We start from the raw sequence: 21107 nt of genomic DNA on the forward strand, positions 1-21107 counted from the left end.
TTTCTGGTGCGTACCGGGCTGAGAGGCGGTGTAAGTGAACTGTAGTTGCCATGTTTTACGGCAATGAGAGCAGAGATAGCGCTGATGTCCGGCAGTGCTTTTGCCGTTACGCACCACGCCTTCAGTAGCGGAGCAGGAAGGACATCTGATGGAAATGGAAGCCACGCAAGCACCTTAAAATCACCATCATACACTAAATCAGTAAGTTGGCAGCATTACCCTTGCGTAGAAAGATAATCCGCATATTAATCTGACCATCATTTTATATAAGACGGCATATTTAAACGCATTATACAATATGGGTTATCTTTCTTTTGTAAATTGTCCAACCCGATGCAATGGCTATTTTGTTATTATTTGATGAATAATATCAGTGCGTCATAATTCAAGTTAATAACCTTAAGGGATACCAGTTATATTTAAACTAAATTAAAGTAATGAATAATTTTTTTATAATATAAGGTAAATTAACAAAATGGCTTCGCATTTAACAATAACCGAATAGAAAACAACCATTTCGACATCAACAATCGCTTACATTCGCTTATATATTGACCACAACTGATACATCAGATTATGTGATGACTCGTGCTTAGATCAATTTTTGCAATCATTAGCAAAAAGATTAATAAACCATCTATATCAATTTATCCAACCTATTCTGCCGTTCAAGAAATCGCCGAACAGTTATTTTTAACAAATTTTTCTCTTCCCATTGACTTTCCCGGACACCTTGTCTGACCTAAGGTGCGCGAAAGCCACTTTTTCCTTCCTGAGTTATCCACAAAGTTATGCACTTGCAAGAGGGCCATTTTCACACTATCTTGCAGTGAATCCCAAACATACCCCCTATATATAGTGTTCTAAGCAGCTTCCCGTACTACAGGTAGTCTGCATGAAACTATTGCGGAAAGAATTCCAAAAACAGGTACGACATACATGAATCAGAATCTGCTGGTGACAAAGCGCGACGGTAGCACAGAGCGCATCAATCTCGACAAAATCCATCGCGTTCTGGATTGGGCGGCAGAAGGACTGCATAACGTTTCGATTTCCCAGGTCGAGCTGCGCTCCCACATTCAGTTTTATGACGGTATCAAGACCTCTGACATCCACGAAACCATTATCAAGGCTGCCGCAGACCTGATCTCCCGTGATGCGCCGGATTATCAGTATCTCGCCGCGCGCCTGGCGATCTTCCACCTGCGTAAAAAAGCCTACGGCCAGTTTGAGCCACCTGCGCTGTACGACCACGTGGTGAAAATGGTCGAGATGGGCAAATACGATAATCATCTGCTGGAAGACTACACGGAAGAAGAGTTCAAGCAGATGGACACGTTTATCGATCACGACCGTGATATGACCTTCTCTTATGCTGCCGTTAAGCAGCTGGAAGGCAAATATCTGGTACAGAACCGCGTGACCGGCGAAATCTATGAGAGCGCCCAGTTCCTTTATATTCTGGTTGCCGCGTGCCTGTTCTCGAACTACCCGCGTGAAACGCGCCTGCAATATGTGAAGCGTTTTTACGACGCGGTTTCCACATTTAAAATTTCGCTGCCGACGCCAATCATGTCCGGCGTGCGTACCCCGACTCGTCAGTTCAGCTCCTGCGTACTGATCGAGTGCGGTGACAGCCTGGATTCCATCAACGCCACCTCCAGCGCAATTGTTAAATACGTTTCCCAGCGTGCCGGGATCGGCATCAACGCCGGGCGTATTCGTGCGCTGGGTAGCCCGATTCGCGGTGGTGAAGCGTTCCATACCGGCTGCATTCCGTTCTACAAACATTTCCAGACAGCGGTGAAATCCTGCTCTCAGGGCGGTGTGCGCGGCGGTGCGGCAACGCTGTTCTACCCGATGTGGCATCTGGAAGTGGAAAGCCTGCTGGTGTTGAAAAACAACCGTGGTGTGGAAGGCAACCGCGTGCGTCATATGGACTACGGGGTACAAATCAACAAACTGATGTATACCCGTCTGCTGAAAGGTGAAGATATCACCCTGTTCAGCCCGTCCGACGTACCGGGGCTGTACGACGCGTTCTTCGCCGATCAGGAAGAGTTTGAACGTCTGTATACCAAATATGAGAAAGACGACAGCATCCGCAAGCAGCGTGTGAAAGCCGTTGAGCTGTTCTCGCTGATGATGCAGGAACGTGCGTCTACCGGTCGTATCTATATTCAGAACGTTGACCACTGTAATACCCATAGCCCGTTTGATCCGGCCATCGCGCCAGTGCGTCAGTCTAACCTGTGCCTGGAGATAGCCCTGCCGACCAAACCGCTGAACGACGTCAACGACGAGAACGGTGAAATCGCGCTGTGTACGCTGTCTGCTTTCAACCTAGGCGCAATTAATAACCTGGATGAACTGGAAGAGCTGGCAATTCTGGCGGTTCGTGCACTTGACGCGCTGCTGGATTATCAGGATTACCCGATCCCGGCCGCCAAACGTGGAGCGATGGGTCGTCGTACGCTGGGTATTGGTGTGATCAACTTCGCTTACTACCTGGCGAAGCACGGTAAACGCTACTCCGACGGCAGCGCCAACAACCTGACGCATAAAACCTTCGAAGCGATTCAGTATTACCTGCTGAAAGCGTCTAATGAGCTGGCTAAAGAGCAAGGCGAGTGCCCGTGGTTTAACGAAACCACTTACGCGAAAGGGATCCTGCCGATCGATACCTATAAGAAAGATCTGGATGCCATCGCTAATGAGCCGCTGCATTACGACTGGGAAGCATTGCGTGAATCAATCAAAACGCACGGCCTGCGTAACTCCACGCTTTCTGCCCTGATGCCGTCCGAGACCTCTTCGCAGATCTCTAACGCCACTAACGGTATTGAACCGCCGCGCGGTTACGTCAGCATCAAAGCGTCGAAAGACGGTATTTTGCGCCAGGTGGTGCCGGACTACGAGCACCTGCACGACGCCTATGAGCTGCTGTGGGAAATGCCGGGTAACGATGGCTACCTGCAACTGGTAGGTATCATGCAGAAATTTATCGATCAGTCGATCTCTGCTAACACCAACTACGATCCGTCACGTTTCCCGTCAGGAAAAGTGCCGATGCAGCAGTTGCTGAAAGACCTGCTCACCGCCTACAAATTCGGGGTCAAAACGCTGTATTATCAGAACACCCGTGACGGCGCTGAAGACGCGCAGGACGATCTGGTACCGTCAATCCAGGACGATGGCTGCGAAAGCGGCGCATGTAAGATCTGATATTGAGATGCCGGATGCAGCGTGAACGCCTTATCCGGCCTACGGCTCGGATTTGTAGGCCTGATAAGACGCGCCAGCGTCGCATCAGGCACAGGATGCGGCGTAAAATGCCTTATCCGGCATTAAACTCCCAACAGGACACACTCATGGCATATACCACCTTTTCACAGACGAAAAATGATCAGCTCAAAGAACCGATGTTCTTTGGTCAGCCGGTCAACGTGGCCCGCTACGATCAGCAAAAATATGACATCTTCGAAAAGCTGATCGAAAAGCAGCTCTCTTTCTTCTGGCGTCCGGAAGAAGTTGACGTCTCCCGCGACCGTATCGATTACCAGGCGCTGCCGGAGCACGAAAAACACATTTTTATCAGCAACCTGAAATATCAGACGCTGCTGGATTCCATTCAGGGTCGTAGTCCGAACGTGGCGCTATTGCCGCTTATTTCTATTCCGGAACTGGAAACCTGGGTCGAAACCTGGGCGTTCTCAGAAACGATTCATTCCCGTTCCTATACTCATATCATTCGTAATATCGTTAACGATCCGTCTGTTGTGTTTGACGATATCGTCACCAACGAGCAGATCCAGAAACGTGCGGAAGGGATCTCCAGCTATTACGATGAACTGATCGAAATGACCAGCTACTGGCACCTTCTGGGCGAAGGCACCCACACCGTTAACGGTAAAACCGTAACCGTTAGCCTGCGCGAGCTGAAGAAAAAACTGTATCTTTGCCTGATGAGCGTTAACGCGCTGGAAGCGATCCGCTTCTACGTCAGCTTTGCTTGTTCCTTTGCCTTTGCAGAACGCGAATTGATGGAAGGCAACGCCAAAATTATTCGCCTGATTGCCCGCGACGAAGCCCTGCACCTGACCGGCACCCAGCATATGCTGAATCTGCTGCGCAGCGGCGCGGACGATCCTGAGATGGCGGAAATTGCCGAAGAGTGTAAGCAGGAGTGCTATGACCTGTTTGTTCAGGCAGCTCAACAGGAGAAAGACTGGGCGGATTATCTGTTCCGCGACGGTTCGATGATTGGTCTGAATAAAGACATTCTCTGCCAGTACGTTGAATACATCACCAATATCCGTATGCAGGCAGTCGGTTTGGATCTGCCGTTCCAGACGCGCTCCAACCCGATCCCGTGGATCAACACTTGGCTGGTGTCTGATAACGTGCAGGTTGCTCCGCAGGAAGTGGAAGTCAGTTCTTATCTGGTCGGGCAGATTGACTCGGAAGTGGACACCGACGATTTGAGTAACTTCCAGCTCTGATGGCCCGCGTTACCCTGCGCATCACTGGCACACAACTGCTGTGCCAGGATGAACACCCTTCCCTTCTGGCAGCGCTGGAATCCCACAATGTGGCGGTTGAGTACCAGTGTCGCGAAGGTTACTGCGGCTCCTGTCGCACACGCCTGGTTGCAGGTCAAGTTGACTGGATTGCCGAACCGTTAGCCTTTATTCAGCCGGGGGAAATTTTGCCCTGTTGTTGCCGGGCAAAAGGCGATATTGAAATCGAGATGTGAATTGGTTGTAGTGCCAGATACAACGCTTATGTGTCTTATCTGGCCTACAACGATTACATGGCGTAGTAATACGCTTTCACCTGCTCCCAGTCCGCTTTGGGGATTGGCTCCAGATATTTTTCCAGCTGGCGGAAGTCATGATTAATCGCTTTATCGCGACGCAAGCGGCGACGACTTTTCTCCAGGTCAAGAAAACCAGCTTCTGCCTTACCTTCTGTTTTCACATAGATATGGCGAACATAACAACAGCCATGCTGACGATTAATGCTATGCATTTTCTTAAACGCCAGCGCCACTGCTTTCAACATGGCTTGCCGTACTTCGTCAGAATAAGGCGATACTGCATGCTGGGCATACCAGTCAGCAATGCTGATGAACCCCGCCATATCTTCAGTCACCAGCAACGCTCGCCATTCACCCTCAATTTTCACCGCTTCACCAAAAACGATCTTCGGCACGATGACACCGGCCCGTTCCAGTTATTTAATTACCGCAACCTCACGGACAATCGTTGGTCGGCCGAACGGATAACGTACAGAATGAAACAGATGATGCGTCATGCGCTTTACATACAGCTTTTTGCCGTTGCGCTCGACGCATTGCACCCCGCTCATACCATTACGGCGATAGTTAGGCTCTTCAACCCAGTCGCCCTCTGTTGCCCACCAGTGATTAAATTCGTCGTACTTTGCTGAAACTGCCATACCCTATCGCCTGTCGTTTTTATTAACGACAATGACTATAGGTGGTTACCTGAGGAAAATCTTAATGAAACGTGTCGTATTAATGAATTTCTTTTGCCACTACTAGCTTGACACCGCTTTTACCCTTCATTTGCAGCGCATAGATTCCACCAGCCACTACCACTAATAGTGCGCCCAGCAGATAAAATGTGAATTTAATCAGGCGGATACAGCGATGAATTTTATTCGACAGGGATTAGGCATCGCCTTACAACCAGAGTTAACGCTGAAAAGCATTGCAGGTGAATTGTGTTCCGTTCCTCTCGAACCAACTTTCTATCGACAGATTTCGTTGCTGGCTAAAGAAAAGCCGGTAGAAGGCAGTCCACTGTTTTTACTACAAATGTGCATGGAACAATTAGTGGCGATTGGAAAAATTTGATATGAGACAGGATGGCGCATGAACGCCATCCTGCAGTAACATTACTCTTTATTAAGAAATTTTACTGCCTTATCAGGGAAATCAGTAAACAGCCCATTTACACCCGCTTTGTTATACAGAGCATCATATAACTGATTCACATCAGGAGTGTATTCAGGCAGTTTATCTGACCGCACGGTATAAGGATGCACTACCAGTTTATTCTGCTGAGCATCTTGCACCATGCCAGTGAGTTTGATATTACCCGGCTGCGATGTCTCCTCAATCAACATATGGTAATCCGGACCAATACCATCTGCATATTCCGCCACCTGTTTCATGGCACCCGGCTTAAACATCCAGTCGTAGTTGTAATTAACCCAGCTTCCATCCGGCTGTTTCTGCTGCGTTTCATTCCAGTCGGTATAGGCAATCAGCTGTACCAGATTGAGCTCCATGCCCATTTTGGGTTCCAGCTCATTCTTAATACGCTTCAGCTCATCAGCATCAAAACATTGCAAATAAACTTTATCGTCTTTACCGGTGTAACCATATTTCTTCAGCACTTCCAGCGTTTTTGCCGCAATATCCTTCCCTTCCTGATGATGGAACCACGGCGCTTTGATTTCTGGATAAATACCGATATTTTTCCCGGTAGAGTGATTTAACCCCTGAACAAATTCAATCTCTTCTTCAAAGGTGTGCACCCGGAAGTCGGACTTACCCATTGGGAAACGCCCCGGATAAGTCTGCACTTTTTTACCGTTTTCAATATCGAAACCTTCGGTAAATTTCAACGACTTAATTTCATCCAGCGTGAAATCTATCGCGTAGTAACGACCGTCTTTGCGCGCCCGATCCGGGAAACGATCGGCAACATCAGTAACACGATCGAGATAATGGTCATGCAGAACAACCAGATGGTCGTCTTTGGTCATCACCAAATCCTGTTCCAGATAATCCGCTCCCTGCGCATACGCCATCGCTTTTGCTGGCAGCGTATGCTCCGGCAAATATCCACTGGCACCGCGATGGGCGATGACTATTTTTTCGTTGCTGTCCGCCGCCATTGCACTGCTTCCCATGACTATAGTGCTCATCATGATCGCCATGCTAAGGTTTTTCAGCGTCAATTTCATGCCATTAGCCTCCGTTGCGTTTTTGTAGTAATTGTTCATGGCGACGTTTTTCGCCAATCATCACAACAATCAACAAGATAACCGCCAGAATGCTGCCGCCAATCATTACCATAAAGCCGCCATCCCAGCCGAAGAAGTCCACGGTGTAGCCAACAATCGCGCTCGCCGCCACCGAACCGCCCAGGTAACCAAACAGCCCGGTAAAGCCCGCTGCCGTACCTGCCGCTTTTTTCGGTGCCAGTTCCAGCGCATGCAGACCGATCAGCATCACAGGACCGTAGATCAGGAAGCCGATAACAATCATACAAATCATATCGACGGTTGGGTTACCTGCCGGGTTCATCCAGTAAACGATAGTCGCGATGGTCACCAGTGTCATAAAGAAAACGCCGGTTGCCCCACGGTTGCCACGGAAGACTTTATCCGACATCCAGCCGCACAGCAGAGTGCCCGGAATACCTGCATATTCATAAAGGAAGTAGGCCCAGGAGGATTTATCCAGCGCGAAATGCTTAACCTCTTTCAGATAAGTCGGTGACCAGTCGAGGATGCCGTAACGCAGCAGATAAACGAACACGTTGGCGATGGCGATATACCACAGCAGTTTGTTCGGCAGTACGTACTGCATGAAGATTTGCTTCGCCGTCAGCTCCTGTTCCGCTTTTTCGTTATAGTCGTCCGGATAATCATTTTTGTACTCTTCGATCGGCGGCAAGCCACAGGATTGCGGGGTATCGCGCATCATCGCAAAGGCGAATAATGCCACCAGAATGGCGCAGAAAGCAGGCATATAGAGCGCCGCATGCCAGTCATTGAACCAGGCCATCCCCAGCAGGAACAGCAGCGGCGGAATACCACCACCAACGTTGTGCGCACAGTTCCACACTGACACAATGCCGCCACGTTCTTTCTGCGACCACCAGTGCACCATAGTACGACCACACGGCGGCCACCCCATCCCCTGGAACCAACCGCAGAGGAACAAAAGTACAAACATCACCGCAATGCTCGACGTCGCCCATGGCACAAAGCCCATAAACAACATCACTGCCGCCGCCAGAATCAAACCTGCGGGGAGGAAAACGCGCGGATTCGAGCGATCTGATACCGAACCCATTATGAATTTCGAAAATCCATAAGCGATCGAGATCCCCGAAAGCGCGAAACCTAAATCACCGCGAGAGAATCCCTGCTCGACCAGATAAGGCATAGCAAGCGCAAAGTTCTTACGAACCAAATAGTAAGCCGCATAGCCAAAGAATATCCCCAAGAAAATTTGCCAGCGCAATCGACGATAAGTCGGATCGATCTCCGCAGCAGGTAAGCGCGCTTTGTGTGGCGCTGGTTTAAAAATACTCAACATTGATAGCCTCCGTGGCCCGTGGTCTTATTTATGATTAACAGCCTGATTCAGTGAGAGAACCTGCCGTTTCTTGAGTTGCCGCGATGTTAAGAAAACATTCATAAATTAAATGTGAATTGCCGCACACATTATTAAATAAGATTTACAAAATGTTCAAAATGACGCATGAAATCACGTTTCACTTTCGAATTATGAGCGAACATGCGCGAAATCAAACAATTCATGTTTTTACTATGGCTAAATGGTAAAAAACGAACTTCAGAGGGATAACAATGAAAACTCGCGACTCGCAATCAAGTGACGTGATTATCATTGGCGGCGGCGCAACGGGAGCCGGGATTGCCCGCGACTGTGCCCTGCGCGGGCTGCGCGTGATTTTGGTTGAGCGCCACGACATCGCAACCGGTGCCACCGGGCGTAACCACGGCCTGCTGCACAGCGGTGCGCGCTATGCGGTAACCGATGCGGAATCGGCCCGCGAATGCATTAGTGAAAACCAGATCCTGAAACGCATTGCACGTCACTGCGTTGAACCAACCAACGGCCTGTTTATCACCCTGCCGGAAGATGACCTCTCATTCCAGGCCACTTTTATTCGCGCCTGCGAAGAAGCAGGGATCAGCGCAGAAGCTATAGACCCGCAGCAAGCGCGCATTATCGAACCTGCCGTTAACCCGGCACTGATTGGCGCGGTGAAAGTTCCGGATGGCACCGTTGATCCATTTCGTCTGACCGCAGCAAACATGCTGGATGCCAAAGAACACGGTGCCGTTATCCTTACCGCTCATGAAGTCACGGGGCTGATTCGTGAAGGCGCGACGGTGTGCGGTGTTCGTGTACGTAACCATCTCACCGGCGAAACTCAGGCCCTTCATGCACCTGTCGTGGTTAATGCCGCTGGGATCTGGGGGCAACACATTGCCGAATATGCCGATCTGCGCATTCGCATGTTCCCGGCGAAAGGATCGCTGCTGATCATGGATCACCGCATTAACCAGCATGTGATCAACCGCTGCCGTAAACCTTCCGACGCCGATATTCTGGTGCCTGGCGATACCATTTCGCTGATTGGTACCACCTCTTTACGTATTGATTACAACGAGATTGACGATAATCGAGTGACGGCAGAAGAGGTTGATATTCTGCTGCGTGAAGGGGAAAAACTGGCCCCCGTGATGGCGAAAACGCGCATTTTGCGGGCCTATTCTGGCGTGCGCCCGCTGGTTGCCAGCGATGACGATCCGAGCGGACGTAACGTCAGCCGTGGCATCGTGCTGCTCGACCATGCTGAACGCGATGGTCTGGACGGATTTATCACCATCACCGGTGGCAAACTGATGACCTATCGGCTGATGGCTGAATGGGCTACCGACGCGGTATGCCGCAAACTGGGCAACACGCGCCCCTGTACGACTGCCGATCTGGCACTGCCTGGTTCACAAGAACCCGCTGAAGTTACCTTGCGTAAAGTCATCTCCCTGCCTGCCCCGCTGCGCGGTTCTGCGGTTTATCGTCATGGCGATCGCACGCCTGCCTGGCTGAGCGAAGGCCGTCTGCACCGTAGCCTGGTATGTGAGTGCGAAGCGGTAACTGCGGGTGAAGTGCAGTACGCGGTAGAAAATTTAAACGTTAATAGCCTGCTGGATTTACGCCGTCGTACCCGTGTGGGGATGGGCACCTGCCAGGGCGAACTCTGCGCCTGCCGCGCTGCCGGACTGCTGCAACGGTTTAACGTCACGACGTCCGCGCAATCTATCGAGCAACTTTCCACCTTCCTTAACGAACGCTGGAAAGGCGTGCAACCCATCGCCTGGGGAGACGCACTGCGCGAAAGCGAATTTACCCGCTGGGTTTATCAGGGACTGTGTGGTCTGGAGAAGGAGCAGAAAGATGCGCTTTGATACTGTCATTATGGGCGGCGGCCTCGCCGGATTACTCTGTGGCCTGCAACTGCAAAAACACGGCCTGCGCTGTGCCATTGTCACGCGTGGTCAAAGCGCGTTGCATTTCTCATCCGGTTCGCTGGATTTGCTGAGCCATCTGCCAGATGGTCAACCCGTGGCAGACATTCACAGTGGACTGGAATCTTTGCGTCAGCAGGCACCTGCACATCCTTACTCTCTTCTCGGGCCACAACGCGTGCTCGATCTCGCTTGCCAGGCGCAGGCATTAATCGCTGAAAGCGGTGCGCAATTGCAGGGCAGCGTAGAACTGGCTCACCAGCGGATTACGCCGCTCGGCACTCTGCGCTCTACCTGGCTAAGTTCGCCAGAAGTCCCCGTCTGGCCGTTGCCCGCGAAGAAAATATGTGTGGTCGGGATAAGCGGCCTGATGGATTTTCAGGCGCATCTTGCGGCGGCTTCGTTGCACGAACTGGATCTTTCGGTTGAAACCGCAGAAATAGAGCTGCCGGAACTGGATGTCCTGCGCAATAACGCCACCGAATTTCGCGCTGTGAATATCGCCCGTTTCCTTGATAATGAAGAAAACTGGCCGCTGTTACTTGATGCGCTTATTCCTGTCGCCAATACCTGCGAAATGATCCTGATGCCTGCCTGCTTCGGCCTAGCCGATGACAAACTGTGGCGTTGGTTGAATGAAAAACTACTTTGTTCACTGATGCTTTTGCCAACGCTGCCGCCTTCCGTGCTGGGCATTCGTCTGCAAAACCAGTTACAGCGCCAGTTTGTGCGCCAGGGTGGCGTGTGGATGCCGGGCGATGAAGTGAAAAAAGTGACCTGTAAAAATGGCGTAGTGAATGAAATCTGGACCCGCAATCACGCCGATATTCCGCTACGTCCACATTTCGCGGTTCTCGCCAGCGGCAGTTTCTTTAGTGGCGGACTGGTAGCGGAACGTAACGGCATTCGCGAGCCGATTCTCGGCCTTGATGTGCTACAAACCGCCACGCGGGGTGAATGGTATAAGGGCGATTTTTTTGCGCCGCAACCGTGGCAGCAGTTCGGTGTAACCACTGATGAGACGCTACGCCCGTCGCAGGCAGGGCAAACCATTGAGAACCTGTTTGCCATCGGTTCGGTGCTGGGCGGATTTGATCCCATCGCCCAGGGATGCGGCGGCGGTGTTTGTGCCGTCAGTGCTTTACATGCCGCTCAACAGATTGCCCAACGCGCAGGAGGCCAACAATGAACGACACCAGCTTCGAAAACTGCATTAAGTGCACCGTCTGCACCACCGCCTGCCCGGTGAGCCGGGTGAATCCCGGTTATCCAGGGCCAAAACAAGCCGGGCCGGATGGCGAGCGTCTGCGTTTGAAAGATGGCGCACTGTATGACGAGGCGCTGAAATATTGCATCAACTGCAAACGTTGTGAAGTCGCCTGCCCGTCCGATGTGAAGATTGGCGATATTATCCAGCGCGCGCGGGCAAAATATGACACCACGCGCCCGTCGCTGCGTAATTTTGTGTTGAGTCATACCGACCTGATGGGTAGCGTTTCCACGCCGTTCGCACCAATCGTCAACACCGCTACCTCGCTGAAACCGGTGCGGCAGCTGCTTGATGCGGCGTTAAAAATCGATCATCGTCGCACGCTACCGAAATACTCCTTCGGCACGTTCCGTCGCTGGTATCGCAGCATAGCGGCTCAGCAAGCACAATATAAAGACCAGGTCGCTTTCTTTCACGGCTGCTTCGTTAACTACAACCATCCGCAGTTAGGTAAAGATTTAATTAAAGTGCTCAACGCAATGGGTACCGGTGTACAACTGCTCAGCAAAGAAAAATGCTGCGGCGTACCGCTAATCGCCAACGGCTTTACCGATAAAGCACGCAAACAGGCAATTACGAATGTAGAGTCGATCCGCGAAGCTGTGGGAGTAAAAGGCATTCCGGTGATTGCCACCTCCTCAACCTGTACATTTGCCCTGCGCGACGAATACCCGGAAGTGCTGAATGTCGACAACAAAGGCTTGCGCGATCATATCGAACTGGCAACCCGCTGGCTGTGGCGCAAGCTGGACGAAGGCAAAACGTTACCGCTGAAACCGCTGCCGCTGAAAGTGGTTTATCACACTCCGTGCCATATGGAAAAAATGGGCTGGACGCTCTACACCCTGGAGCTGTTGCGTAAAATCCCGGGGCTTGAGTTAACGGTGCTGGATTCCCAGTGCTGCGGTATTGCGGGTACTTACGGTTTCAAAAAAGAGAACTACCCCACCTCACAAGCCATCGGCGCACCACTGTTCCGCCAGATAGAAGAAAGCGGCGCAGATCTGGTGGTCACCGACTGCGAAACCTGTAAATGGCAGATTGAGATGTCCACAAGTCTTCGCTGCGAACATCCGATTACGCTACTGGCCCAGGCGCTGGCTTAAACTCCTTTCTGATGCCCGGTAAGCATGTGGTTACCGGGCATTTTTGCGTACACGATTCCGTGCCCAATGTATGCGTTGCAACGCAGTGAAAATTCCTCTGAAAACGTCTCGCAAAGGCTGAAACTGGCAGATGTCAAAGGCCTAGGATAACCGTAATGTCGCGTCATCATAAATATCAGGTGACGGACAACCATGACCGAATCAACAACCTCCTCCCCGCATGATGCGGTATTTAAAACCTTTATGTTCACACCCGAAACCGCACGGGATTTTCTCGAAATACATTTACCAGAACCACTGCGCAAGCTTTGCAACCTGCAAACCTTACGCCTGGAACCCACTAGTTTTATTGAAAAAAGTTTACGCGCTTACTACTCGGATGTTTTGTGGTCCGTGGAAACCAGCGACGGTGACGGCTATATCTACTGCGTGATTGAACATCAAAGCTCTGCAGAAAAGAATATGGCTTTTCGGCTAATGCGCTATGCCACTGCCGCCATGCAGCGTCACCTGGATAAAGGCTATGACAGAGTTCCGCTGGTGGTGCCATTGCTGTTTTATCATGGCGAAACATCGCCCTACCCGTACTCACTTAACTGGCTGGATGAGTTTGACGATCCGCAACTTGCCCGGCAGTTGTACACCGAAGCTTTTCCGTTGGTGGATATCACCATCGTACCTGACGATGAGATCATGCAACATCGGCGTATAGCTCTGCTGGAACTGATTCAAAAGCATATTCGCGACCGCGATTTAATCGGCATGGTCGACAGGATCACCACGCTTTTGGTTAGAGGCTTCACTAATGACAGCCAGCTACAAACACTGTTTAATTATCTGCTGCAATGCGGCGATACCTCCCGTTTCACCCGTTTTATTGAGGAGATTGCCGAACGTTCACCACTACAAAAGGAGAGATTAATGACTATTGCTGAACGGCTACGGCAGGAAGGGCATCAAATTGGCTGGCAGGAAGGTATGCATGAACAAGCCATTAAAATTGCTTTGCGCATGCTGGAACAGGGCATTGATCGTGACCAGGTGCTCGCGGCCACCCAGCTAAGCGAAGCCGATCTGGCAGCGAATAACCACTAATTAACACAGGCCCACAGCCGATCCCCATGGGCCTTTGATATCAATAACTACCTTTTATGCGTGGCCCATTTTTGCCTGATTTAAACATCGCCAGTCGTTGATCCAGGGCATCGCTGTAGAGCATCGTGTCAACGCCAACAGCGACAAAGTTCGCTCCCCACGCCAGGCATTGCTGCGCCATATCAGGAGCCACAGCCAGAAAACCAGCCGCTTTACCCGCAGCACGGATCCGCCGAATGCTGGTTTCAATAATTCGCTGCACTTCCGGGTGCCCGGCGTTATCCGGGTAGCCCAACGACGCAGAAAGATCCGCTGGTCCAATAAACACGCCATCAATCCCTTCGACGTCGAGGATCTCGTCCAGGTTATCCAGTGCCGTTTTACTTTCCACCTGCACTAACAGACAAAGCGAATCGTTGACTTGCGCCATGTAATTCTCAATGCGTCCCCAGCGCGCAGCCCGTGCCACACTGGCCCCAACACCACGCTCACCGTAGGGAGGATAGCGCGTGGCAGACGACACCTGACGAGCCTGATCGGCAGTATCGACCATCGGGATCAATAGAGTTTGCGCGCCAATATCCAGAACTTGTTTAATCAGCGATTTACTGCCTTCCACCGGACGGATCACGGGTTGGCTGGCATAGGGCGCTACCGCCTGTAGCTGGTGATAAAGATCCTGAATGGTGTTTGGCGCGTGCTCCCCGTCAATCAGCAACCAGTCATAACCGGAAGTAGCGGCAATTTCTGCCATATAAGAAGTAGTCGAGCTTAACCACAGACCAATTTGCACTTCGCCCTTGCGTAAACGTTCTTTAAAGGGATTGGTTAATAATGCGTTCATCGTGTTCCTTAACCTATTTAATGATGTGCCACGTCGGTCTGCGCAACAGTACGATTTACACGCAGAGTGAAAATAATCAGCGAACCGATGACCGCCACCGCTGCCAGTGTCAGTAATCCTGCCGCATCGCTGGCAAATAACGTTTCTGCTTTCACGCGCAGGATCGGGGCAATAAACCCGCCCACTGCACCAAACAGGTTTACAAAACCAATCCCCGCAGCCAGCGCCGTACCGGAAAGCAGTTGTGTCGGCATCGTCCAGAACACCGGCTGCACGGCAATAAACCCGATAGCTGCAACACACAGCGCTACGATCGCCATTACTGGAGAAAGCAGCCCGGACAGACCAATACCAATGCCCGCCGCCAGTAATGTCAGCGCTGCGACATTACGCCGTTCGCCGGTTTTATCGGAATAGCGCGGAATAAGCCAGGTCCCAAACAAGGCCGCAACCCACGGAATGGCGGTGACCACCGACGCTGTAAAGCCCACTTTTGTTCCCAGCAATGCCGCAACCTGGGTCGGCAGGAAGAAAATTAATCCGTAAACCGCCACCTGAATGGTCAGGTAGATAATCGCTAGTTGCCAGACTCGGCCATTACGCAGCGCATCGCTCAGCCGAGAAGTCACTTTCTGTTGTTCTTCACTTGCCAGTTGATTGATAAGCAACGTTTTTTCTTGTTTACTCAGAAAACGTGCCTGCTCCGGTGTGTCATCAAGCCAAAAGAATGTGAATACCCCAGCACCGACTGCCAACAATCCTTCAATCACAAACATCCAGAACCAGCCGGGATGCCCCATAAATCCATGCATCTCCAACAGCGCGCCGGAAAGCGGTGATCCCAGTGTTAACGCCAGCGGTGCGCCCATATAGAACAGCCCCATAATGCTGGCGCGATTACGCTGCGGAAACCATTGCGAGGTGAGATAAATCATACCAGGGAAAAATCCGGCCTCCGCAGCACCAAGCAGAGTGCGAACTATCAGAAATTTCGCTTCAGTATCGGCCCATGCCATGGCTGCCGAAAGAAATCCCCACAGCAGTGTTGTCGTACCAATCCAGGTTCTGGCCCCCAGTTTGCGCATCAAAAGATTCGCCGGAACCCCCAGAAACGCATATACCACAAAGAAAATGCCTGCTCCCAGCGCATAAGCTTCATTACTCAACCCGGTATCAATCTGGTAGGTCTGTTTGGCAAAACCGATATTCGAACGGTCGAGAAACGCCAGCACATACAGCGCCAACATAAACGGAATTAAACGCACACGGTTTTTCTTCACCACGGCGTCAAGCAAAGCGGTGCTCATAAAAAGCTCCTTAGAATATGTGGGCGTTACCGTTGTCACAGCAACGCCCGGAGTGATTAGTGGCTGTAGGGGCGTTTCAAATTGCAGTCACGATTGAGTTCGACGCCAAAACCGGGTTTATCAAGCACTGATTTATGAATACGACCATTCACCGGAACCGGCTCATTGAGCAGAATCGGGTCAAACTGCGGACGCATCGTTGAACAATCCGGGCTGGTCATCAGGAATTCGCTGAATGGCGTATTGGTGAAGGTGATCACCGCATGGTGAGAGTAAACAGACGAACCGTGCGGCACCACCAGTTGCCCCCTGGATTTGGCGATTGCGGCAATTTCCACCAGCGTGGTTAAACCACCGCACCAGCCAACATCCGGCTGCATAATGTCGATACCGGTTTCTGAAAGCGTACGAAAAGATTGCAGTGTGCCGTGGTGCTCACCGCTGGTGACCATCATTCCGACTGGCGCGTTGCGTTTCAGTTCGCGATAACCTTCATACTGCTGTGGCGGCAGGCACTCTTCGATCCATTTCAGGTTATAGGGCGCGCAAGCGTGGGCTAGTTTGGTCGCATAGTTCACGTCCTGACTCATCCAGCAGTCGAGCATTAACCAGAAATCTTCACCGCATTTTTCACGCATATCCGCGACCATAGCGGCATCTTTGCGGATCCCCGCATCGCCATCATGTGGCCCCCAGTGCGTCGGCATTTTGCCACCGATAAAGCCCATCTCTTTTGCCAGATCCGGACGCGCACCTGTGGCGTAGAACTGAATCTCATCACGAACAGCGCCGCCTAAAAGTTTATAAACCGGAAGCCCGACCACTTTGCCGAACAGATCCCACAGAGCCAGATCGACACAGGAAATCGTATTCATCACCAAGCCACCAGAGCCGGAGTAATACAGGGTGGCATTGAGCATTTGATCGTGGATCAGTTTGATATCACTGACACATTTACCCTCAATGAAACGGTTAAGGTGTTTTTCGACGATAAAACAGCCCATTTCACCGGCTGTCGAAACAGCGAATCCGGTCTGGCCGTTTTCTGCTTCGACTTCAACAACCAACGTGCCAAGAACGTTAATGCCAAATGACTGGCGTGACTGCTCGTAATCGCGGTATTTACTCATCGGGGTGGCAATATGATCGTCTATCCAGTGATTCGCCCCCTGGTCGTGATAATCACCGCCGCCAGCGCCTTTTTCTGCTGTCGCACCGCCAGTAAACCAGGCGCGAACCTGTTTAATTTTTGGTAGGGTCATGATGTTCTCCATTGTTATGAGGCTTGTAAGTCAAAGGGACTTTTCCATCCCAACAGACGTGAAATATCCCTGGCGCAGGCAATGGACTTGCCCGCCAGATAATCACGGTATTCTTCATTGATTTGTAAGCGGGTACCGACCACCGAGATCGCAGCGGTAAGCTCGTTATTGGCGTTAAACACCGGCGCAGCGACACAACGGACATCGGGGTAATCTTCGCCGTTGTCATAGCTCCAGCCCTGACGGCGAATACGCGCCAGTTCTTCGTGAAGTTGCTGTGGATGAGTAATCGTTGTGGGTGTCGCCTGCTCCCAGACCAGCCCTTCGATAATACTTTGCTGTACCGCTGCAGGTTGCCAGGAAAGCAGGCATTTACCTATTCCGGAGCGATAAAGCGAAAGGCTTTTTCCTTCATGGGAACGCACGCTGATAGTGGCTGATGACTCCACTTTTAAAATGTAATAAGCGCTGCCGTTATCAATAATCCCCAGATGACATAACAGCCCGGTGGTATCCATCAGTTGCGTCAAACGCGGTCGAGCCAGTTCCCGGAGATCCATCTTGCTTAACGCATGACCAGAAAGCTCCACCAGCCTGGTCCACAAACAAAAATTTTCCTGGTGATCAAGGCTAAGAAAACGCTGACGCCTGAGTTCATTAAGCAGCAAATAGGCCGTGCTTTTAGGGATTCCCAATGTGTCAATGATCGTCGCAGCACTACAGGGGCCAATGCGGGCAATCAAATTGAGAATATCAATAGCCCGTGTCAGGGCGGGAACTTTGCTTGATTCCAACATACTGGACTCCAGTCTTAGATACTGGAATCAGTCTCGTTGCTCAGGGGGAGTAAAATTGTGAAGCGCATCAAATCCCGCTCCTCGTCCAGCGGACTGGAGAAATTACGCACAAATTTGTGAATCAGTGCACGGATTTTTTCTTATTGAGTGCAACAGGTTGGACAAGTTTTGCCGGAGGGGGAATGTGCCGGTGCAGTAAACCGGCACAGAGTGGCGGAATCAGACAGATAAGGTCATGGACTCAATAACCTCAATCCAGCCATGCTCACTGGCGATATCCTGGCCGTTTAACCAACGGCGCAGCATATTCAGTGCCATCATTGCGCACACTTCCTGACGGATAGCCAGGCTGTAGCGCGTAGTGCTGAAACGCACACGCAGAGCGAAAGTGCCGTCTGGTGTGGCTAGCGCAAAGTTGAGATGTTCGTTCTCGAAACCCGAAACAGCCAGTGCCAGCCCGGCAAAATGGTTGGCCCGCCGTTCTGTAATCCAGTGCGCAGTTTGCGCCAGGTTTTCTTCCTGTGAAGGAACCACTTCACACGCCAGCAATGGAGCACCTGCGCGAGAAAGTTGCAAAGCCAATAAACCACCGGTGAATTACTCGCTCAACGTCAGGCTGAACTGGCGGTTTTGCAATTCGCGACTGATCTGCACGGGCAGTCCTTCGGTGCCTTCGAAAATCACGCTCTGTCCGGCAACACGTTTAACGTCCAGCCACAGTTTTTCCATCGCCTGTTGCTCGCTTGCCGGTCCGGTGAGTTTCAGTTCGATAATCGGCATTGAAGAGCGATAGCCCATTGTTACGCCCGGCGGCAGTTGTAGAGTGTCCAGGCTTTGTGCCAGATCGCTTTCCGAACGACCAAAGGTAGTTAAACGCAGACAAACCGGCGGCTGTGGTAAAGAAAAACGCTCGCGCAGGCGCGGCAGGATTTCGTGCTCGACCATCACCTTAAATTCTGACGGTACGCCGGGAGTAAAGAACATCAGGCAACGATTAAGCTGCACGGCAAAACCACAGGCGGTGCCTACCGGGTTATTGATAAATTCAGCACTGGCAGGCAGCTCCGCTTGTTTACGGTTGCTCGGTGCCATTACTCGTCCACGTTCGTGGAAATAGCGTTCCATCTCTTTGAGCCAGGCTTCATGCAGCACCAGGCCTTCACCTTTTGCTGTCGCAGCGGCGAGTGCGCTTAAATCATCGCTGGTCGGTCCCAGCCCGCCGTTAACGATCAGCACATCGGCGTGCTGACTACGTTCGCGAAGAATGGTGACTAAGTCATCAAGGTTATCCCCCACCGTATTGAGGCGAGATAATGGCAGCCCCTGATGAAAGAAAAAATCGGCCAGCCAGGCAGCGTTAGTGTCAACGATTTGCCCGTGTAACACTTCATCCCCGGTGGATAACATTTCCACTTTTAACATGGTTATCTCCTGCTTTTGTTATCGAATCACTATAACGCAAAGGGAGATAAGGCGTAGTAAGAAACTGAATGGCGCGACAGAATGCCGCGCCGGAAGGGATCAGAAACTGGCGTTAACCCCAACATACGGGCCGTCAGCCACGGCGTTGTCGCGGTTACCATCTTTACCCGACAAATTCAGGTAGCGATAACCCGCCTCAATACTGACTGGACGCATAATGGTGTAACGCGCGCCAGCATTCGCTTCCTCATAACTTTGAATACCGCTGGAGAGTGAATCCGGAGAGTAGTAATACTCGCCAAACAAACGGAAGCTGTTGCCAATTTTCCACTGCAAACCACCTCCTACCGCTGCGGCATAACCTTCATCGCCGTAATTCGGGTTGGTGTAAACGCCTTTTCCGCCAACGGTCGCCATTAACGGCCCTAGAGGCAGATTCAACCCCAGCCCCACGCCAGCGACGTCACCGTCGTCGTCGTTATGTGTCCAGTTACCGCTTAACGCCAGGCCCGTCGATTCAGTCCCAAAACCGACACCAATATTGGTGTATTCTTTACCCGCCTGACCGCTGATGCTCATTGCATTGACCGATGCAGAAACCAACAGCATTCCGGCCAGACCTGCTAGCGCAATTTTTTTCATTATCCCCTTTCCCACAAGCAATTAATCAAAATTCCCAAAGCTGCGGGATTGTACTGCCTGGCACAGAGGATTCAATGAGCGAAAAAAGGGATCTAGTCACTTATTGTAACTAAATACTTCTTAAATAATTAAACGCCGAAAAAATAAACACACTTTACCGATACACACAAAAATAATAATAAGTGCAGTTATCATCGCAAAAGAGATTACTGTCACTTTCACATATTTCTGAGTTACCGTATTCTCATGGTTTCTTTTTATTTATAAGGAATACCCCTGTGCGACAACGGACTATTGTATGCCCTTTGATTCAAAATGATGGTGCTTATCTGCTGTGCAAAATGGCCGACGATCGCGGCGTTTTCCCCGGTCAATGGGCGCTTTCGGGTGGCGGCGTGGAGTATGGCGAACGAATTGAAGAGGCACTACGCCGCGAAATTCGCGAAGAACTGGGAGAACAGCTGCTTTTGACAGAAATCACGCCGTGGACCTTCAGCGATGATATTCGCACCAAGACGTATGCAGATGGTCGCAAGGAAGAGATTTATATGATTTACCTGATTTTTGACTGCGTTTCTGCCAACCGAGAAGTGAAAATAAACGAAGAGTTTCAGGACTACACGTGGGTAAAACCTGAAGATCTGGTGCATTATGATTTGAATGTTGCCACCCGAAAAACGTTACGTTTGAAAGGTCTTCTTTAACAATGATGACAGCCATCACTGGCTGTCAGATTGAAAATTTAGTGGTTAACGAATTCCCCGGTAATGACTCCAACTTACTGATAGTGTTTTATGTTCAGATAATGCCCGATGACCTTGTCATGCAGCTCCACCGATTTTGAGAACGACAGTGACTTCCGTCCCAGCCTTGCCAGATGTTGTCTCAGATTCAGATTATGTCGCTCAATGCGCTGAGTGTAACGCTTGCTGATAACGTTCAGCTTTCCCTTCAGGCGTGATTCATACAGCGGCCAGCCATCCGTCATCCATACCACGACCTCAAAGGCCGACAGCAGGCTCAGAAGACGCTCCAGTGT

Annotated in this window: 18 protein-coding genes and 4 pseudogenes; 9 read left to right on the plus strand and 13 right to left on the minus strand. The window is 51.0% G+C overall.

Annotation, left to right across the window (positions count from 1 at the left end; all coding sequences use genetic code 11):
- Positions 1-165: IS1 family transposase (locus tag BHE85_RS22165; RefSeq protein ID WP_047664789.1), on the minus strand; the 165-nt coding region annotated here is incomplete at its 3' end.
- 503 nt (positions 166-668) lie between these two features.
- The gene (gene ypaB / locus BHE85_RS28130; protein ID WP_001300064.1) at positions 669-812 is read right to left on the minus strand and encodes a protein YpaB; all 144 of its coding nucleotides are present in this window, start codon (positions 810-812) and stop codon (positions 669-671) included.
- A gap of 127 nt (positions 813-939) precedes the next feature.
- Between ypaB and nrdA the strand changes: the two genes are divergently transcribed.
- The 3 genes from nrdA to yfaE all read left to right on the plus strand — a co-directional run bounded on the left by nrdA (position 940) and on the right by yfaE (position 4756).
- Positions 940-3225, plus strand: coding sequence for a class 1a ribonucleoside-diphosphate reductase subunit alpha (gene nrdA, locus BHE85_RS22170; protein WP_001075165.1), 2286 nt, complete (start codon positions 940-942; stop codon positions 3223-3225).
- 146 nt (positions 3226-3371) lie between these two features.
- Entirely contained in the window at positions 3372-4502 is a 1131-nt protein-coding gene (gene nrdB, locus BHE85_RS22175; RefSeq protein ID WP_000332037.1) for a class Ia ribonucleoside-diphosphate reductase subunit beta, read from the plus strand.
- A complete protein-coding gene (yfaE, locus tag BHE85_RS22180; RefSeq protein WP_000135040.1) occupies positions 4502-4756 on the plus strand; it encodes a ferredoxin-like diferric-tyrosyl radical cofactor maintenance protein YfaE in 255 nt (84 codons plus the stop codon). Before nrdB ends, yfaE begins: the two co-directional genes overlap by 1 nt.
- 53 nt (positions 4757-4809) lie before the next feature.
- On the opposite strand, the pseudogene inaA reads toward yfaE, so the two are convergent.
- Positions 4810-5460 (minus strand): annotated as a pseudogene (gene inaA / locus BHE85_RS22185) (lipopolysaccharide kinase InaA).
- A gap of 79 nt (positions 5461-5539) precedes the next feature.
- A pseudogene (locus BHE85_RS27885) lies at positions 5540-5644 on the minus strand (hypothetical protein); the annotation flags it as partial.
- Between BHE85_RS27885 and BHE85_RS22190 the strand changes: the two are divergent.
- Positions 5639-5881, plus strand: a pseudogene (locus BHE85_RS22190) (LysR family transcriptional regulator); the annotation flags it as partial. The pseudogenes BHE85_RS27885 and BHE85_RS22190 sit on opposite strands and share 6 nt — an antisense overlap.
- A gap of 41 nt (positions 5882-5922) precedes the next feature.
- Here the strand turns inward: BHE85_RS22190 and glpQ are convergent.
- Both glpQ and glpT read right to left on the minus strand, forming a co-directional pair.
- Positions 5923-6999 (minus strand): glycerophosphodiester phosphodiesterase, encoded by a 1077-nt coding sequence (glpQ, locus tag BHE85_RS22195; protein ID WP_000779090.1) that lies wholly within the window; start codon positions 6997-6999, stop codon positions 5923-5925.
- Positions 7000-7003: 4 nt separating this feature from the next.
- Positions 7004-8362 carry a glycerol-3-phosphate transporter gene (gene glpT, locus BHE85_RS22200; RefSeq protein ID WP_000948732.1) on the minus strand — a complete coding sequence of 453 codons (1359 nt, stop codon included), beginning with the start codon at positions 8360-8362 and terminating at the stop codon, positions 7004-7006.
- 272 nt (positions 8363-8634) lie between these two features.
- On the opposite strand from glpT, the gene glpA reads away from it, so the two are divergent.
- The 4 genes from glpA to BHE85_RS22220 all read left to right on the plus strand — a co-directional run bounded on the left by glpA (position 8635) and on the right by BHE85_RS22220 (position 13794).
- On the plus strand, positions 8635-10263 hold the full coding sequence (glpA, locus tag BHE85_RS22205) for an anaerobic glycerol-3-phosphate dehydrogenase subunit A (RefSeq protein WP_000857257.1): 1629 nt from the start codon (positions 8635-8637) through the stop codon (positions 10261-10263).
- The gene (glpB, locus tag BHE85_RS22210; RefSeq protein WP_001209900.1) at positions 10253-11512 is read left to right on the plus strand and encodes a glycerol-3-phosphate dehydrogenase subunit GlpB; all 1260 of its coding nucleotides are present in this window, start codon (positions 10253-10255) and stop codon (positions 11510-11512) included. The genes glpA and glpB overlap by 11 nt, the downstream gene beginning before the upstream one ends.
- On the plus strand, positions 11509-12699 hold the full coding sequence (glpC, locus tag BHE85_RS22215) for an anaerobic glycerol-3-phosphate dehydrogenase subunit GlpC (protein ID WP_001000359.1): 1191 nt from the start codon (positions 11509-11511) through the stop codon (positions 12697-12699). The genes glpB and glpC overlap by 4 nt, the downstream gene beginning before the upstream one ends.
- 192 nt (positions 12700-12891) lie before the next feature.
- The gene (locus BHE85_RS22220) at positions 12892-13794 is read left to right on the plus strand and encodes an ISNCY family transposase (protein ID WP_000140570.1); all 903 of its coding nucleotides are present in this window, start codon (positions 12892-12894) and stop codon (positions 13792-13794) included.
- A gap of 40 nt (positions 13795-13834) precedes the next feature.
- Here BHE85_RS22220 and yfaU read toward each other — a convergent pair whose 3' ends face one another.
- The 6 genes and pseudogenes from yfaU to BHE85_RS22250 form a co-directional block, all read right to left on the minus strand.
- The gene (gene yfaU / locus BHE85_RS22225) at positions 13835-14638 is read right to left on the minus strand and encodes a 2-keto-3-deoxy-L-rhamnonate aldolase (protein ID WP_000992990.1); all 804 of its coding nucleotides are present in this window, start codon (positions 14636-14638) and stop codon (positions 13835-13837) included.
- Positions 14639-14655: 17 nt separating this feature from the next.
- Entirely contained in the window at positions 14656-15945 is a 1290-nt protein-coding gene (locus BHE85_RS22230) for an MFS transporter (RefSeq protein WP_001295288.1), read from the minus strand.
- A 56-nt stretch (positions 15946-16001) separates the two neighbouring features.
- Positions 16002-17207 (minus strand): L-rhamnonate dehydratase, encoded by a 1206-nt coding sequence (gene rhmD, locus BHE85_RS22235; RefSeq protein ID WP_000174592.1) that lies wholly within the window; start codon positions 17205-17207, stop codon positions 16002-16004.
- 14 nt (positions 17208-17221) lie between these two features.
- Positions 17222-18004 (minus strand): IclR family transcriptional regulator, encoded by a 783-nt coding sequence (locus BHE85_RS22240; protein ID WP_000894195.1) that lies wholly within the window; start codon positions 18002-18004, stop codon positions 17222-17224.
- Positions 18005-18223: 219 nt separating this feature from the next.
- A pseudogene (locus BHE85_RS22245) lies at positions 18224-19426 on the minus strand (nicotinamide mononucleotide deamidase-related protein YfaY).
- A gap of 99 nt (positions 19427-19525) precedes the next feature.
- Positions 19526-20068: a YfaZ family outer membrane protein gene (locus tag BHE85_RS22250; RefSeq protein WP_000717009.1), complete on the minus strand. Its 543-nt coding sequence runs from the start codon at positions 20066-20068 to the stop codon at positions 19526-19528.
- A 278-nt stretch (positions 20069-20346) separates the two neighbouring features.
- Here BHE85_RS22250 and nudI point away from each other — a divergent pair, with 278 nt between their 5' ends.
- Positions 20347-20772: a nucleoside triphosphatase NudI gene (gene nudI, locus BHE85_RS22255; protein WP_001249892.1), complete on the plus strand. Its 426-nt coding sequence runs from the start codon at positions 20347-20349 to the stop codon at positions 20770-20772.
- 74 nt (positions 20773-20846) lie between these two features.
- Here the strand turns inward: nudI and BHE85_RS22260 are convergent.
- Positions 20847-21107: IS1 family transposase (locus BHE85_RS22260; protein WP_216080688.1), on the minus strand; the 261-nt coding region annotated here is incomplete at its 5' end.

Origin of the sequence: Shigella sp. FC1567, from assembly GCF_001743015.1 — a bacterium.
In the GTDB taxonomy this organism is placed as follows: domain Bacteria; phylum Pseudomonadota; class Gammaproteobacteria; order Enterobacterales; family Enterobacteriaceae; genus Escherichia; species Escherichia coli.